15 protein-coding genes are annotated in these 15789 nt (G+C 33.1%); 11 read left to right on the forward strand and 4 right to left on the reverse strand.

Features of this window, described 5'->3' with window-relative positions; genetic code table 11:
- Positions 1–183 precede the first annotated feature (183 nt).
- Positions 184–1419: an NAD(P)-dependent malic enzyme gene (locus ACOQFO_RS14705; RefSeq protein ID WP_421690414.1), complete on the forward strand. Its 1236-nt coding sequence runs from the start codon at positions 184–186 to the stop codon at positions 1417–1419.
- 83 nt (positions 1420–1502) lie between these two features.
- On the opposite strand, the gene pepF is transcribed toward ACOQFO_RS14705, so the two are convergent.
- Both pepF and gdhA read right to left on the reverse strand, forming a co-directional pair.
- Complete coding sequence (pepF, locus tag ACOQFO_RS14710; RefSeq protein ID WP_421690415.1) at positions 1503–3299, reverse strand: oligoendopeptidase F; 1797 nt, start codon at positions 3297–3299, stop codon at positions 1503–1505.
- Positions 3300–3535: 236 nt separating this feature from the next.
- Complete coding sequence (gene gdhA, locus ACOQFO_RS14715; RefSeq protein ID WP_421690416.1) at positions 3536–4909, reverse strand: NADP-specific glutamate dehydrogenase; 1374 nt, start codon at positions 4907–4909, stop codon at positions 3536–3538.
- A 170-nt stretch (positions 4910–5079) separates the two neighbouring features.
- Here gdhA and ACOQFO_RS14720 point away from each other — a divergent pair, with 170 nt between their 5' ends.
- The 3 genes from ACOQFO_RS14720 to ACOQFO_RS14730 all read left to right on the forward strand — a co-directional run bounded on the left by ACOQFO_RS14720 (position 5080) and on the right by ACOQFO_RS14730 (position 8010).
- The gene (locus ACOQFO_RS14720; RefSeq protein ID WP_421690445.1) at positions 5080–5547 is read left to right on the forward strand and encodes a YaiI/YqxD family protein; all 468 of its coding nucleotides are present in this window, start codon (positions 5080–5082) and stop codon (positions 5545–5547) included.
- Complete coding sequence (locus tag ACOQFO_RS14725; RefSeq protein ID WP_421690417.1) at positions 5544–6866, forward strand: D-serine ammonia-lyase; 1323 nt, start codon at positions 5544–5546, stop codon at positions 6864–6866. Before ACOQFO_RS14720 ends, ACOQFO_RS14725 begins: the two co-directional genes overlap by 4 nt.
- A gap of 271 nt (positions 6867–7137) precedes the next feature.
- Positions 7138–8010: a nuclease-related domain-containing protein gene (locus ACOQFO_RS14730; protein ID WP_421690418.1), complete on the forward strand. Its 873-nt coding sequence runs from the start codon at positions 7138–7140 to the stop codon at positions 8008–8010.
- 618 nt (positions 8011–8628) lie between these two features.
- Here ACOQFO_RS14730 and ACOQFO_RS14735 read toward each other — a convergent pair.
- Positions 8629–9456, reverse strand: a complete 828-nt coding sequence (locus ACOQFO_RS14735) for a squalene/phytoene synthase family protein (protein WP_421690419.1) — start codon at positions 9454–9456, stop codon at positions 8629–8631.
- Positions 9457–9685: 229 nt separating this feature from the next.
- On the opposite strand from ACOQFO_RS14735, the gene ACOQFO_RS14740 reads away from it, so the two are divergent.
- Both ACOQFO_RS14740 and coaW read left to right on the forward strand, forming a co-directional pair.
- Positions 9686–10741, forward strand: coding sequence for an exonuclease domain-containing protein (locus ACOQFO_RS14740; protein WP_421690446.1), 1056 nt, complete (start codon positions 9686–9688; stop codon positions 10739–10741).
- Between the two features lie 91 nt (positions 10742–10832).
- The gene (gene coaW, locus ACOQFO_RS14745) at positions 10833–11663 is read left to right on the forward strand and encodes a type II pantothenate kinase (protein WP_421690420.1); all 831 of its coding nucleotides are present in this window, start codon (positions 10833–10835) and stop codon (positions 11661–11663) included.
- Between the two features lie 145 nt (positions 11664–11808).
- Here coaW and ACOQFO_RS14750 read toward each other — a convergent pair whose 3' ends face one another.
- Entirely contained in the window at positions 11809–12198 is a 390-nt protein-coding gene (locus ACOQFO_RS14750; RefSeq protein ID WP_421690421.1) for a ribonuclease HI family protein, read from the reverse strand.
- Between the two features lie 167 nt (positions 12199–12365).
- Between ACOQFO_RS14750 and ACOQFO_RS14755 the strand changes: the two genes are divergently transcribed.
- The 5 genes from ACOQFO_RS14755 (at position 12366) to ACOQFO_RS14775 (ending at position 15782) form a co-directional block, all read left to right on the forward strand.
- Positions 12366–12557, forward strand: coding sequence for a zinc-finger domain-containing protein (locus ACOQFO_RS14755; protein WP_421690422.1), 192 nt, complete (start codon positions 12366–12368; stop codon positions 12555–12557).
- Positions 12558–12752: 195 nt separating this feature from the next.
- Positions 12753–13637, forward strand: a complete 885-nt coding sequence (locus tag ACOQFO_RS14760; protein ID WP_421690423.1) for a LysR family transcriptional regulator — start codon at positions 12753–12755, stop codon at positions 13635–13637.
- Between the two features lie 37 nt (positions 13638–13674).
- Positions 13675–14349 carry a phosphopantothenoylcysteine decarboxylase gene (locus ACOQFO_RS14765; RefSeq protein WP_421690424.1) on the forward strand — a complete coding sequence of 225 codons (675 nt, stop codon included), beginning with the start codon at positions 13675–13677 and terminating at the stop codon, positions 14347–14349.
- Positions 14350–14444: 95 nt separating this feature from the next.
- On the forward strand, positions 14445–14960 hold the full coding sequence (locus ACOQFO_RS14770) for a YbaK/EbsC family protein (protein ID WP_421690425.1): 516 nt from the start codon (positions 14445–14447) through the stop codon (positions 14958–14960).
- 63 nt (positions 14961–15023) lie between these two features.
- Positions 15024–15782, forward strand: coding sequence for a VOC family protein (locus ACOQFO_RS14775; protein WP_421690426.1), 759 nt, complete (start codon positions 15024–15026; stop codon positions 15780–15782).
- Positions 15783–15789 lie beyond the last annotated feature (7 nt).

The following is a 15789-nucleotide window of genomic DNA, read 5'->3' on the forward strand; positions in this document are numbered from 1 at the left end:
AATGTTGATATAAATGTACTCTCAAAGTGTGTGAAGTTCTGCACTAATGACGATAAAATGCATAATTAAACAAGGATGACTAATATCTTTATGAATTTTCAGAAAATTATATTGACTTTAATTAACTAAAGCAATATTATACAAAATTATATATCGGTTTTTATTCTGGAAGGGATGATTGGAATGGATCTAATGAAAAAATCAATCGAAATGCATGAAATGAATAAAGGGAAAATGGAAATTCAATCTAAAGTTCCAATTGAAAGTACATTTGATTTAAGTTTAGCCTATTCACCTGGAGTAGCAGCACCATGTATAGAAATTAAAAAGTATCCATCAAAAGTTTATGACTATACGACCAAAGGAAATTCTGTTGCTATTGTAACAGACGGTACTGCAGTTTTAGGACTTGGTGATATCGGACCAGAAGCTGCATTACCGGTAATGGAAGGAAAAGCACTACTTCTTAAACGATTTAGTAATGTCGATGCATTTCCGATTTGTTTAGATACAAAAGATGTTGATGAAATCGTTCGTACAGTAAAAGCAATTTCACCGACATTTGGAGCAATTAATCTTGAAGATATTTCTGCACCACGTTGTTTTGAAATAGAAAGCCGTTTACGTAAAGAATGTAATATTCCTGTTTTCCATGACGATCAACACGGAACAGCAATTGTTGTTGCAGCTGGATTAATGAATGCATTGAAAATTGTAGATAAGAAAATAGAAGTCATTAAAATTGTTATTAATGGTGCAGGTGCAGCAGGTATTGCAATCTTAAAATTATTACTGCAAGTAGGTTATAAAAATGTAATAATGTGCGATTCATCTGGAATTATATACAGTGGTCGTCCTTACGGAATGAATCCAATAAAAGAGCAAATTGCTCAGCATACGAATATAGAAAATCTACAGGGTAGTCTTGACGAGGCATTAAAAGGTGCAGATGTATTTATAGGTGTATCTGTTGCAAATCTTTTAACAGAAGCACATATTCAATCGATGAACGTCGACCCAATTGTATTTGCATTAGCGAATCCGAATCCAGAGATTACTTATGAAAATGCGAAAGAGTGGGGCGTTAAAATTATTGGAACAGGAAGATCAGATTATCCAAACCAGGTAAATAACATGCTAGCATTTCCAGGTATATTTAGAGGTGCATTAGATGTAAGAGCTTCTGATATTAATGAAGAGATGAAGTTGGCAGCAGTTAATGCAATAGCATCCATTGTTTCCGAAGAAGAATTAAGTGTAGATTTCATCATCCCAAAATCATTAGATGAAAGAGTAGCAAAAGCAGTAGCAAAAGCAGTAAGTCACGCTGCAATTGAAACAGGTGTTGCAAAAATAGATTTAGAAACTAACAAACTTGCTGAAGTTAAGGAGCATAGATCTAATATTAGTACACGCTAGCACTTAGCGGATAACCCACGTTGTTGGTTTAACTAAAAAAGAGATGTAAAAGCACTTTATTCTGCTTTTACATCTCCATATAATTATCCTTCGATTTCTTCAGTTAATTGTTCTAATTGGTCAATTAAAGAACCGATGAAAGCAATTGTATCTTTAAGTGGTTGATCTGTTGTAATATCAACACCAGCCATTTTTGCAAGTTCAACTGGATTTTTAGTTCCACCTGTTTTTAATACTTGAATCCAGTCTTCAACAGCTTTGCTACCTTCTGTTTGAATACGTTGGTAAACTTGAGTAGCGATAGTAAGACCAGCTGAATACGTATAAGGATATAATCCCATATAATAATGTGGTTGACGCATCCAAGTTAGTTCTGCACCTTCGTTGATTTCAACTTCGCCACCCCAGAATTCTTCAAGCACACCTTTTTTCAAGTCATTTAAAATGGAAGCATTAACATTTCCACCTTGGTCGATGATTTCGTACACTTTTCTTTGATAGGCAGCTTCAAGTAAGTGAGTAACAAAGTTATGATAATAAGTTCTAGCAATAATTGTTGAAATAACCCAACGTTTAAAACGAGCATCTGTTGAGCTGTTTAATAGATAATTAGCCATTAACATCTCATTCATTGTTGATGGAGCTTCAATGAAGTAAAGTGATGGTCTTGAGTTGAATACATTTTGATTTTGATGTGCTAAATAGAAATGTCCTGCGTGACCTAATTCATGAGCTAAAACAAACACTTCGTTCATACGGCTTGTCCAAGAAATTAATACATATGGATGGTAACCATAAGGGCTTGAACAAAAGGCACCAGTAGATTTTCCTTTATTTTGAGCGAAATCAATCCAACGTTCATCAAATGAACGATCAATCATATTTACATAATCTTCGCCCATAATAGATAAACCATCTTTCATATATTTACGAGATTCTTCAACCGAAATCGTAGGTTCGTAGGATGGGTCTAAAGGAATTTTCAAATCAGCAAAAGTCATTTTGTCTAAGCCATGTACTTTCTGTACAAGTTTTGCATAACGGCGCATATGTGGTGCAAGTTCTTTCATAATGACATCGATTTGGCGATTATATAAAGATCGATCTACTTCTTGACTAAATAGTAATGATTCAAAGATTGATTCATAACCTCTTAAGTCAGAATTTGTTTTTTCGATTTGTAAGTGCATATCATACGTTTTCGCTGTCGTATGTTGATAGTCTCTTAGTTTTTCTGAGAAGGCTTTGAAAGCAGCTCGACGTTTTTCTGTATCGTGCTCTAATTCCCAATCACCTTCAAACAAATTATAGCTTAAAGGATATTTCGTTCCGTTCACTTCAAAGTCATCAAATTTCATATCAACTAGTTTTGTTGTATTGTATAATTCATATGGTCCGTTAAAAGTTGTCCCAAAAGCAGCTAGAGCTTTTTCAGCTGCTGGGTGTAATTGATAAGGTTTTTTGCGGATTAATTCTTGAATCATAACAGCAAATTCTGGTGCTTTGTTACTTGCTTCTTTTAATAAAGACTCATCAAGTTCAAGTAATTCACTTGTTACAAATGAAGTATCTGCGCTAATGGAAGCCATTACTTGTCCTACTTTTGCAGCACGAAGCGCCGCAGCATCATTTGTTTGATCGACACTTAATGAAAGATTGGCATATGTTCCAATTGGAATTAGCTTCTCATATAAATTCTTATATGCAGATATTACATTTACAACTGATTCAACATCCGTAATCTTACCTTTGTAAGAATCTACTAATGTTGAAGTTTCTTCTTTAATATCTTCCAATGCTTTCTCAAAATCTTCGTTTCTTTGGAAGAGGTGGGTTAAATCCCAAGTTTCTTCAATCTTCACGTCACTACGATTAATCATACAAATCCCCCCAATAAAAGTTACTAGAATTTAATTCTAACAAAAAAATGGAAGTACTACCATGAAAATTTATGAAAATTTCAGAATAATAGAAAAAGGTGAGGGCAGGAATCCTTCTAAGACTCCATACTAAAGTTTCGCGACGTTAGATTTGAGTAGAGCATAAGTGGTGGTAAATCCGTAAAAAAGTAAAGGGGTTGTCTTGAAAGTTTATTTTCAAGACAACCCCACATTTATTAATAAACCCCTTCTTTTAATAACCCATCTGCCACTTTTACAAACCCTGCGATATTAGCTCCAACAACTAAATTGCCTGCATAACCATATTTCTCTGCAGCTGTTTTACATTGTGTATAAATTGATTTCATAATGTCATGTAATTTTTCATCTACTTCATTAAATGACCAATAAACACGACTTGAATTTTGCGCCATTTCTAATGCTGAAGTTGCAACACCACCTGCATTTGCAGCTTTAGCTGGACCAAATAGAACTCCGTTATTTAAGAATTCATTGATTGCTTCAATATTTGAAGGCATATTTGCACCTTCTGCAACTACTTTTACACCATTTGCAATTAGAGTACGTGCAGCTTCACCATCAATTTCATTTTGTGTAGCACATGGTAAAGCAATATCACATGGAATTGTCCATATGCCAGAACAGCCTTCTGAGTATACTGCGTCTGGTCGATAGTTCACATAGTTGCTAATGCGTTCTCCGTTTACTTCTTTAAGCTCTTTCACAACTTTAAGATCGATACCGTTTGGATCGTAAATATATCCGTTTGAATCAGAGCAAGCTACTACTTTAGCACCGAAATGTTGTGCTTTTTCCATAGCATAAATCGCTACATTACCTGATCCTGAAACTACTACCGTTTTGTTTAAGAAAGATTCTTTTGCATCTTGAAGCATTTCTTCTACGAAATAAACTAACCCATATCCTGTTGCTTCTTTACGAGCAAGAGAGCCACCGTAGCCCGGTTGTTTACCAGTAAGTACGCCTGCTTCATGTGCACCGCGAATTCGTTTATATTGGCCATATAGGTAACCTACTTCACGTCCACCAACTCCGATATCTCCAGCAGGAACATCGACATCTGGACCAACATAACGGTATAATTCAGTCATGAAGGCTTGACAGAATCTCATAATTTCTGAATTTGATTTTCCTTTAGGATCAAAATCTGATCCACCTTTAGCTCCACCAATCGGAAGAGTTGTTAATGAGTTTTTGAAAATTTGCTCAAAAGCAAGGAATTTCATAATGGATTCATTAACAGTAGGGTGGAAGCGTAGACCGCCTTTGTATGGTCCTACAACATTACTAAATTGGACGCGATAGCCTCGGTTTACGTGAACGTTGTTTTGATCATCTTGCCATGTTACTCGGAATGAAATAATGCGATCAGGTTCAACGATGCGTGATAATACGTTGTTTTTAATATATTCTGGGTGCTGCTCAAATACAGGAACTAAAGAAACAAAAACCTCTTCCACTGCCTGTAAAAACTCATTTTGGTGTGCATATTTCAATTTTAGTTGTTCAAAAACTGAGTCAATATAAGTTTGAGCTTCTGATTTTGCATTTACATATGGTGTCGTCATCATGTTACCTCCAAGTGATTGATGACTGTATCGTACAGATAATTTTCAAACTATTCAATCTTGTTTTTAGATAAATATAATATCGAATTTAGATATACCCTGAAACGGTATTATATTAATATAAATTAAATTCCTTGTATTACCAAAATTCTAATAGGATGGTGATTATCATTTTACAGTTATTAATAGATGCTGATGCATGTCCAGTTATTGATTTTGCACTTTCCATTTCATCTCGTTATGAGATAAAACCTATCCTGTTTTGCGATACTTCTCATAGAATTGAAAGAGAAGGTGCAATAACAATTATGGTGCCGAAGGGTCCCGATTCGGTAGATTTTAAGCTAGTGAATGCGGTTACAAAGTTTGATATTGTTATTACTCAAGATTATGGATTAGCTGCCATGTGTCTTGCAAAAGGTGCACTTGTAGTGGATCAAAATGGAAGGGAAATGACAACAGATAATATCGATCAACTATTAGCATTTCGATATGAAAGTGCAAAATTTAGACGTGCTGGTGGAAGAACAAAAGGTCCTAAAAAACGAACTAAGGAAAATAATTTAAAGTTCGTAAGGAATTTTCAACAAATTTGTGAACGCGCGATATTATTGAAAAGTGAGGTCGAAAAAGAATGAACGAAACGAATTTGAAAAAATTATTACAAAAATTCCCACTAATCAATGATTTAATCGAACAAAAGACTGTGTTATGGGAGAATGACAAGTATTTAAAAAATCCATCTTCATCTACACAAGTAGGTTTGAATGATGTGACTGATGCAGCTAAACGTCTCGAAAGATTTGCAGCGTATATTCAATTAGCTTTTCCGGAAACGGAAAAAAATAATGGATTAATAGAATCTAGTATTATCGAAATACCTAACATGAAGATGTTAATTGAAGGAAGACGAGGTCTTAGAATTCCAGGAAAATTAATGTTGAAATGTGACCACGCGTTACCTATTTCGGGTTCAATTAAAGCACGAGGTGGAATATATGAAGTATTAAAACATGCTGAAACTCTCTCAATTAATAATGGCTTATTGAATTTAGAAGACAATTATTCAAAACTAAACGACGATTCTTTTAGACAATTCTTTAGTCAATATAAAATAGCAGTTGGTTCAACAGGTAACTTAGGTTTGAGTATTGGAATAATGGGAGCAAAATTGGGGTTCAATGTAACTGTGCATATGTCTAGTGATGCGAAAGAATGGAAAAAGGCATTACTTAGAGAAAAAGGGGTTACGGTTATTGAATATGAAAGTGACTATAGTAAAGCCGTAGAAGAGGGTAGAAAACAGGCAGAAAGTGATCCGATGTGCCATTTTATCGACGATGAAAATTCAAAAGATTTGTTTGTCGGATATGCTGTAAGTGCATTTCGTGTACAGCAACAGTTAAAACAATTAAATGTTAAAGTCGATAAAGATCATCCTTTATTTGTCTACTTACCATGCGGTGTAGGCGGTGGACCTGGTGGAGTAGCATATGGACTGAAACAAATTTACGGTGAAAATGTGCATATATTCTTTGCGGAACCAACTCAGTCACCATGTATGCTACTTGGCATGATGACAGATCTACATGACAAAATAGCCGCACAAGATATAGGTCTTACAAACAAAACTGAAGCAGACGGATTAGCTGTTGGTAGAGCTTCATCTTTTGTAGGGAAAGAAATGGAGCCAATTTTGAGCGGTTGTTACACAGTAGATGATAGTTTTCTTTTTAGAAGTTTAAAAGGTATGTATGAACAAGAAAATATCTTTATGGAACCATCAGCCCATGCAGGAATTTATGGACCAATTATTCTATTGAATGAAGGAAAAAGTTACTTGGAGAAACACGGTCTACTATCTAAACTGGAAAATGCAACCCATTTAGTTTGGTCAACGGGTGGAAATATGGTTCCACAGGATCAGCGTCAGTTATATTTATCGGATAGGATTTAATAGTGATGAATTTTAAATGCTCAGATTTTAACTCTGAGCATTTTTGATGTTTTATGGAAGTTTAGAGTAATAAAGATTATTCCCAAACTATTAGGAAATATAGTTATAATAGGTAAAATATGTTATATTATTATTTGGATAATCTATATGGAGGTGAAAAAGAAAATAGATTGTTAGTTTTATTTGGATAGAAGGCCAATCGAGAATGAAATTCTTTAGGGAGGAGATTAAATTCTACAAATCTAGGACCGAATCAAATGAATTAAAGATAATGAGATCATTAAACAATCGTATGAAACTATCTAAAAATGATAAACAGTACTATTACAATTTAAAAAAGGGATATGAAGGAGAAGTACTATTTGATTCTTACTTAGATAATCTGCAGTGTGATTGCCTAATATTAAATGATTTATTGTTTAAAATAAATAAGAATACTTTCCAAATTGATTCTCTCATTCTAATGTCTGAAATGATCTATTTGTTTGAAGTGAAAAATTTTGAAGGAGACTATATTTACAAATTAGAATCTAATCAAATCATCCCCAAGTCTAGAGAAATTGAAATTCAAAATCCGCTGATTCAGTTGCAAAGAACTGAATCATTATTACGTCAACTCCTTCAGAGTCTCGGAATAAAAATTCCAATTAATTCTTCAGTTGTTTTTGTTAATCCAACTTTCACTTTATATCAAGCCCCAATTAATAAACCGTTCATATTACCAACCCAAATCATTCGTTATATAAAACAAATTGAAACAAAACCAACAAGAATTACAAATAATCAAAAGTTTTTAGCAGATAAATTAATCTCTCTACATAGGAATGAGTCAGATTATTCACAAATTCCTACATATGGATACAATGAATTAGAAAAAGGAATCACATGCGAAAAATGCTATTCATTTTTAGTGTATATTGAAGGGCACAGATGTATCTGTAAGGAATGTGGAAATATTGAATCTGCTGCATTATCGATTATTCGAAGTGTAAAAGAATTTAAGTTACTTTTCCCAGAGCGGAAAATTACAACAAATGAGATTTTTGAATGGTGTAAAGTGATTGGGTCTAAGAAGCGGATTCTTAGGGTACTTGAAAGCAACTTTAAGCTTGTAGGTAAAAATCGTGGGGCATATTTTGAATAAGTAGTTGATGTTTATTTATAAAATATTATAAGTTTAAATTTTTACGAGACATTTGGGGCTGTTTAACAAACCGAAATGTCTCGTTATTTGATTATAAACGAAATTTCCGGATGGTTTTTTAGGGGAATTTAAGTGAGAAGAATATTTGTGGCTTTTGGGTGTGCAAAATTTTACAAAAAATTCTAAACAAAGAGTGGTTGAGACATTTTGGATTGATTATTACCTCAAAATGTCCCAAACCCCAAGGAAATGGGACATTTGGGATCAATCCGAATCTTAAAATGTCTCAAAACCAATGGAAATGAGACATTTGGGAACGAGCCCAGCCTCAAAATGTCCCAAAACCCGAGGAAATGGGACATTTGGGATCAATCCGAATTCCAAAATGTCTCAAAACCAATGGAAATGAGACATTTGGGAACGAGCCTAGCCTCAAAATGTCCCAAAACCCGAGGAAATGGGCCATTTGGGATCAATCCGAATCTCAAAATGTCCCAAAACCAATGGAAATGAGACATTTTGGAACAAGCCTAGCCCTGAAATGTCCCAAAACCAAAGAAAACGAGACATTCGGGAATGATTCAATCTCCGAAATGTCTCGTTTTCTCCAAACGGTTCTTACTCTCCTTGAATCTCATGGACAGTTTGTTCAACTTCAGCTCGGGACATTTTTTCTTTTCCTTCTTTTAACGCTTTTAACGTTTTATGTGCTAAAGCAAGTGGAAGTTTGCAGAATAATAAAATCGATTTTTTATTAATATCTTGAATATATAGGTTTGCTTTTGCTAAATTTTCTTCTGCATATTCAAATAATTGATCACGAGTCCAACCATCTGGAACAAAACTAACTCCACGTTCAGTTAAATCTTCATGTTGATTCCGAAGAATATTAACAGCTTGTAATCCGCGACCAAAACCAACTGCTAAATCTTTATCTGTTTTGACACCAGCATTCCATTCCCATAAATCTGAAAGCATAACACCAACAAGTCCAGCAACGTAATATGTATATTCATCTAAATCTTCTCGTGTTGAAACTTGCCAATTTTGTTTTGACCATTTTGCCATTCCACAAGCCATTTCACTAGTTGAGCGCTTAATTAAATGCTCTGCACCAGTTGGAATTAGGCGGATCCAATCTCCTAAACGCATCGTTACTTCTGGCATGAACTGTTCATAAGGAGCAAGTAGTTCTAAATATTTTTTCTCATCAAAAGTAGATGCTTCTATTAATCCTGAGACTTCATTTAACAATTTAAATTTAACGTCATTTGTCACTTCAACGTGTTCATTGTCTTCAATTTCATCAATGGCACGCATCATTAAATAAGCTGTTACTACTGCCATTTTCAATTCCTTTTGTAAAAATGTAATTGGAATAAAAAACGTTCGACTTGTTTCTTTTAATACGCGCATTGCTTCCTTTTGGAGTTCTTTTTCATTCATTTATTGTTCCTCCGATCTTACACCATCTGTATTATGGTACATTAATTTTCAAGGAATTTAAAATAGAAACGTTTATTTATTATTAATTTTTCACCTTTTCACACTTAATTGAACATAAATTAAGTAGAAAGGGTGTCTAATCTATGAAAGTTAGGTACAATATGAAAGGAAAAATAAATAAGTAGATAAATAGAAAACAGAAAGATGAAGGTGTATCATTTTGCATCATATGGACACATTTATATTTTTGGATATTGAGGCGACGTTAATTAACGGAAAGCAACACATCATTGAAATTGGTGCAATAAAATGGATGCCTAACAATACATTTGAAACATTTGAACAGTTAATAAAACCTATAAAATTTAAAAGATTAAATCGACATATTCAAGATTTAACAGGGATTACAACAGAAGAGTTACAAAATGCCAAACCATTTAAAGTGGTTATCCAAGACTTTATTGAATGGTGTGGAGGATATGAAAAAGAAAAAATTTTCGTCACTTTTGGGGAATTTGATCGCAAAGTATTAGAAGAAGAGTTTTCACGCCATCAATTGATGAAAGAGTTTTTATATCCAATTGTAGATTATCAACAAAAATATATGATTGCACACCATGAAAAAAATCAACCTAGCTTGAATCGTTTAATGGAGACTTTTAATTTAGAAAATGAGCAACAACATCGCGCGCTAGCTGATGCAAATAGTTTATTAAAAATATTTCTTGCAACAGATGGTCTTCGATTGGTTGAAAATCAAAAGACTAATAATTTTTCTTGTATACTATGCGATATGGTACAAAAAGAAAATTTTTATGAAGTGTATTTAACTTATATAACTGGTACTATTGAAAACGAATACATAAAGATAAATGAAATAAAATCATTAAAACGTCATTTAGTCTATCAAATTCAAGAAGTAGAAAAAGTATCGCCCGATGGAGAATTGTCAATTGCTCAAGTCTATAACTTCCAATCTAATCAGGAAATTCAGAGCTTTTTACATCAATTTACCGAACATTTAGAGAACCATGTTCTTATTACACTTGGTGGATTAAAACATCTCTCTAAAATAGTCCGAATTCATGGGATTTCAATTCCAAAAACGGAAACGATGACTTTAAAGCAGCTCATTAATGATGAAAACGAATTAAGTCAATTTAAGTTGTGTAACGGTTTAGAAAATGATGAATTAAAATATCTTCGATTATTTGAAAAGTTCCAAAATGAGATTATAGATGAATTTAAAAGACGAAATTTGTTCAAAGACGAAGTTAAAAAATAGAATTGATTACTAGTAAAACTGGAAAGTAATGGTTGCAATATTATTTTTAGAAAGTTAAAGTTTATATGGGAGAAACTAAAAGGAGAAAATTATGAGAAACGTTGTAGGAATAGACGCTGGTGGAACTTTGACGAAAATTGCATATACGGATGCAAATCAAGAACTTCAATGTAAAATTTTCCCATCGAACAATTTTTCATTAGTGAAAGAATGGATTGAGGAAAATCCACAAATTGAAGAAATTGGATTAACAGGTGGACGTACTGAGCAATTACTAAGCGTATTAAAGACAATGAAGTCAATGAAATATATTGTTGAATTTGAAGCAACGATCAAAGGGGTTAATTATTTATTAGAACAAGAAGGGTATGAAATCGATAGAAGTATTATTACGAATATCGGTACAGGCACTTCTATTCATTATATGGACGGCGGTCATCATATTCGAGTTGGTGGTACCGGAGTTGGTGGAGGTACATTAACAGGCTTATCTTCTATTATGACAGGTGTTACAGAATTTGATGAGATTATTGAGAAGTCTCAATTAGGTAGCCGAGAATCCATTGATTTATTTGTTAAAGATATATTTCAAGGGATGGATGCTCCTATTGAAGGTCACTTAACAGCTAGTAATTTTGGGAAAGTAAGTATTTTAAATGGTGCTCGTCATGATAACAACGACTTACTAGCTACAATTCAAGCACTTGTCGGTGAAGTAATTACTACATTAAGTATTCAATATGCGGAACAAAAAAATACAGAGCACATTATCTTTATAGGCTCAACATTAACAAATAATGAGCATTTAAAAAAGGTGATTGGTAACTATACAATATTAAAAAAACGTAAGCCTGTATTCTTAAAAAATTGCGGATTCTCTGGAGCTATTGGAGCTTTGTTAAATAAATTAGATGATCGTTAAAAAAGGACTGGGGAGATTGAAAAATACATTCAAAACTCCCCAATCTCATTTTTTTAAACTATTTTTTATTTGTTCTATACATTTTGACTCACTTTTGCATAGCATATTTCAAAAGGGTTTTAACATACTAAAATTAATTTATGCATTACTTACCTTTTTGAATTGCTTGTCTCGCTAGTGTATCTGCTGCTCTATTTTCGTTATCCGGTATCCATTTAATAAAAAATAAATCAAAGCTATTTATAAGTTCTATTGCCTTTTCTAGAAACGGCTTATACTCTTCATTTTTAACATATTGTTTATCAATAGATGCCACAACAATTTTAGAGTCAGAACGAACTGAAACTAACGTTGTATCTAGCTTTTTTGCCTCTTCCAAACCACGTATTAATGCTGTAAACTCTGCTAAATGATTATTCGTTACACCAATAAATTCACTTATTTGCACCGAATGACCTTCTCCTTTAATAATTACACCTATTCCACTCGGACCAGGATTTCCAGCACTTGCACCATCAATATAAACTTCTAACATAAAAAATCCCTACCTACTTTTACTTGATATAAAAAACAAATTCTTAAGCATATTATAACTTACTTGAATTAAACTACATGACAAATTTTACTATAAAAGTTTTTCGCTTTTGACAAATAAAATTAGCTAATTGTAATATAGTAGTACGCTTGAAAAGGGGGAGCCTTGTGAATAAAAACACAGTTATAAAAGATATAGATGAATTAACTGACACATATTGTAATGATTGCCCAATAAAACGAGAATTAAGAAATATTCGTGGAAAGTCTGGAGCACATCGTTTCTGTATTGAGCAATGTTCTGTTGGGGCACAGTTAAAGTTTTTAGGTAATGAATTAATGAAAATATACGAAAAGTGATTGTTCTCAAATCACTGTTAATATATAGACTGCACATGATTGTACGGATTTATCTACAATCGAAGTGCAGTTTTTGTTTTTGAGTGGAATAATTCCCCTATTTTGTACCTTCGTTGGAATGAATCATATATAATAGATTTACCTAAAGAATTTACAAATATATAGATAAATAACTTTCAAAATTGAGGGAGCAAAATGAGTTTATTTAAATATGAAATCTTTAATAAAGTTGCCGAAATTGGAAGCTTTACTAAAGCAGGAGAGATTCACGGTTTAACACAGTCTGCTGTAAGTCATGCCATTTCGAGTTTAGAAAAAGAATTTGGTTTTGAACTAATACATCGAAGGAAAAACGGATTAACATTAACAACTGAAGGTCAACTTATGTTAAATAAAATTCGACAAGTTCTTCAAGCTCAAGAATTATTAATGCAAGAGGCTGCAAATATTGTAGGCATCACAAAAGGAACGGTAAGAATTGGAACATTTTCAAGTATTTCTACAAAGTGGTTGCCAATAATAATTCAAAAAATGGAACAAGAATATCCAGGAATTCAAATTCATTTACGCGAAGGAGATTATTATGAAATAGAGAAAATGCTAGCGGATGGGGAGATCGATTGTGGTTTTGTTAATCGAATGTATTCCAATCAATTTCAATATAGTCCTTTATTCCGTGATCGTCTTCTATGTATCGTGTCAGATAAAAGTCCGTTATACAATAAGAATATTGTAGATATTGAAGAGGTTGAATTAGAGCCGTTTATATTGACTTCTTATAATGGTACGAATGATATTGAAACGGTTCTCGATTATTATAATATTAAAGTAAATGTAAGATTTGAATTACATGATGAAACTAGTGTAGTCTCAATGGTGGAACATGGACTTGGGATAACTATATTACCTGAACTCGTATTAAATAAACTACCAATGAATGTTAAGACGATTCCGTTTAAACAAGATTGTTTTAGGACAATTGGTATTGCAACGAAGCAAACATTATCTCCTGCAACTGAGAAATTTATCGATATTCTAAAACAATGGTTAAACATTAGTACAATGGAAATAACAAAATAATAATACAAAATAATATATTTAATAGATGGGTGATTATGTGGATAGCTTACAAGGCAAAAAAGTATTAATAACGAGTGGAGGTACACTTGAAAAGTGGGATCTTGTTCGTGGACATACGAATTTATCTAAAGGAACTATGGGATGTTTTCTAGCCGAAGCTGCACTATCAGCAGGTGCTGAAGTTATTTATTTACATGGATATTTTGCAAAACTTCCTTCTAATTCAAATTTGATGAGAACGGTTATGTTTGAGGGAATAGAAGATCTGGGTGAAAAAATAAAAACAATTGTACAATCAGAAAAAATTGACTTTGTCATTATGGCAGCAGCAGGATCTGATTGGGTTATCGATAAAGTGTACGATCAATCTGGAAATCTGATGGAGGAAAAAGGTAAAATGCCGTCAGATGAGCCACCTATTATTCACTTTAAAAAAGCTCCAAAAATATTAGGACACATAAAAGAGTGGGCACCAGATACAACATTAATCGGATTCAAACTAGAAGCAACCGATGATTTAGACTATTTAATTCAAAGAGCTAGACTACGAATGGATTCATCAAATGCAGAGTATATGGTGGCAAACAGTTCGAATTCACTTTATGGTGCAGATGTACCGCATTTTATCGTTTCAAATGATGGTGAAATTACTCGTATCGAAGGTAAAGAAAACACTGCGAAAAAATTAATGGATTTATTGTCTAAACGTTAAGCGAAAAATCCAAATTTGTTGCTCAATTCAAAATTTTCTTAGTATAATGAGATTTAATCAAAGTAACTATCTAGGAAAAGAAAGGATTGTTTCGTATGTCATTGCAAAGTGTACGAGAGCATTTAAGTAAATATAATCGTGAACAGGACATTTTAGAATATGAGCAAAGTAGTGCAACAGTAGAACAAGCAGCAATTGCATTAAATGTCATTCCTGCACGTATTGCAAAAACTTTATCTTTTAAAGATAAAGAAGAGAATGCATTTCTAGTTGTAACAGCAGGCGATGCGAAAGTTGATAATCGAAAATTCCGTGATCAGTTCCAAGTAAAAGCGAAAATGTTAAATGCCGATGAAGTCGTAGAACAAACTGGACATGTTATTGGTGGAGTTTGTCCATTTGGACTAGCTAATGATTTACCTGTTTATTTAGATTGTTCTTTGAAACGATTCACTACGGTATTTCCTGCATGTGGAAGCATAAATTCCGCAATCGAATTAACATTTGATGAACTTTATGAATATTCTGGTGCTGTTTCATGGGTAGATGTAAGTAAAGATTGGGACGAACAATTAAATGACTCTTCTCAATTCGATACTGTATCTAAGTAAATGGGTATCCTCTCAAATAATAGATAATTAACCTCTCTAAGAGGAGAAAAGGGGAATGAGATCGTGTATAAGCTTGATCACGTTGTACATTTTGTCAGTCGACCAGAAAATTTAGTCGATCAAATGAATGAACTCGGTGTACATACTGTGCCGGGTGGTAGACATGAAATGTGGGGAACCTATAATTCTTTAAGTTATTTTCATAATCTATCCTACATTGAGTTTATTGGTATTTTTGATGAAGAATTATTCCGACAATCAGCAAAAGAGCCTTTTACATTACATGAGACATATGAAAATAGGCTTCGCAAAAACGGGTTGAATCGAATTGCACTACGAACAAATCATATTGAAGAAGACGCAAAAAGGTTAAAAGCAGCAGGATATTTTGTAAATGGACCTGCAACCTTTTCTAGAAAACGTCCAGATGGCTCTATTGTTTCATGGAAATTACTTCATTTTGGAAACATTGGACAAGAACTTGAATTTCCATTTTTAATTGAATGGGAAAATGATGATCAAACAAGATTTGATGAATTAACGAATAGTGGGACAATAAGTGAGCATGTATTAGGGAAATTAACTATTAAAGAGGTTATTTTTAACGTATCAAATTTAGAATTGGCAAAAGAATGGGCTCAAGTATTCGATTTTAAAGTTGAATCAACCAATACGAAAATAAAGATTTTATCACCAAATTGCAACTTTATATTTATCACAAATGTTGATGAACCAAATCATATAAAAGAAGTTGTAATTAGTGGTGCATCTAAAGAATTCAATATTGAAATTGAAAATGCACAATATAAGTTTATATCTTAATTAAACT

Source organism: Ureibacillus sp. MALMAid1270, assembly GCF_049202975.1.
In the GTDB taxonomy this organism is placed as follows: domain Bacteria; phylum Bacillota; class Bacilli; order Bacillales_A; family Planococcaceae; genus Ureibacillus.

Bases quoted from the DNA above. Each gene is read 5' to 3' on its own strand.
- gdhA (WP_421690416.1), bottom strand. From the start codon at position 4,909: ATGACGACACCATATGTAAATGCAAAATCAGAAGCTCAAACTTATATT.
- ACOQFO_RS14725 (WP_421690417.1), top strand. From the start codon at position 5,544: ATGAACGAAACGAATTTGAAAAAATTATTACAAAAATTCCCACTAATC.
- ACOQFO_RS14705 (WP_421690414.1), top strand. From the start codon at position 184: ATGGATCTAATGAAAAAATCAATCGAAATGCATGAAATGAATAAAGGG.
- pepF (WP_421690415.1), bottom strand. From the start codon at position 3,299: ATGATTAATCGTAGTGACGTGAAGATTGAAGAAACTTGGGATTTAACC.
- ACOQFO_RS14730 (WP_421690418.1), top strand. From the start codon at position 7,138: ATGAGATCATTAAACAATCGTATGAAACTATCTAAAAATGATAAACAG.
- coaW (WP_421690420.1), top strand. From the start codon at position 10,833: ATGAGAAACGTTGTAGGAATAGACGCTGGTGGAACTTTGACGAAAATT.
- ACOQFO_RS14735 (WP_421690419.1), bottom strand. From the start codon at position 9,456: ATGAATGAAAAAGAACTCCAAAAGGAAGCAATGCGCGTATTAAAAGAA.
- ACOQFO_RS14740 (WP_421690446.1), top strand. From the start codon at position 9,686: ATGGACACATTTATATTTTTGGATATTGAGGCGACGTTAATTAACGGA.
- ACOQFO_RS14770 (WP_421690425.1), top strand. From the start codon at position 14,445: ATGTCATTGCAAAGTGTACGAGAGCATTTAAGTAAATATAATCGTGAA.
- ACOQFO_RS14750 (WP_421690421.1), bottom strand. From the start codon at position 12,198: ATGTTAGAAGTTTATATTGATGGTGCAAGTGCTGGAAATCCTGGTCCG.
- ACOQFO_RS14760 (WP_421690423.1), top strand. From the start codon at position 12,753: ATGAGTTTATTTAAATATGAAATCTTTAATAAAGTTGCCGAAATTGGA.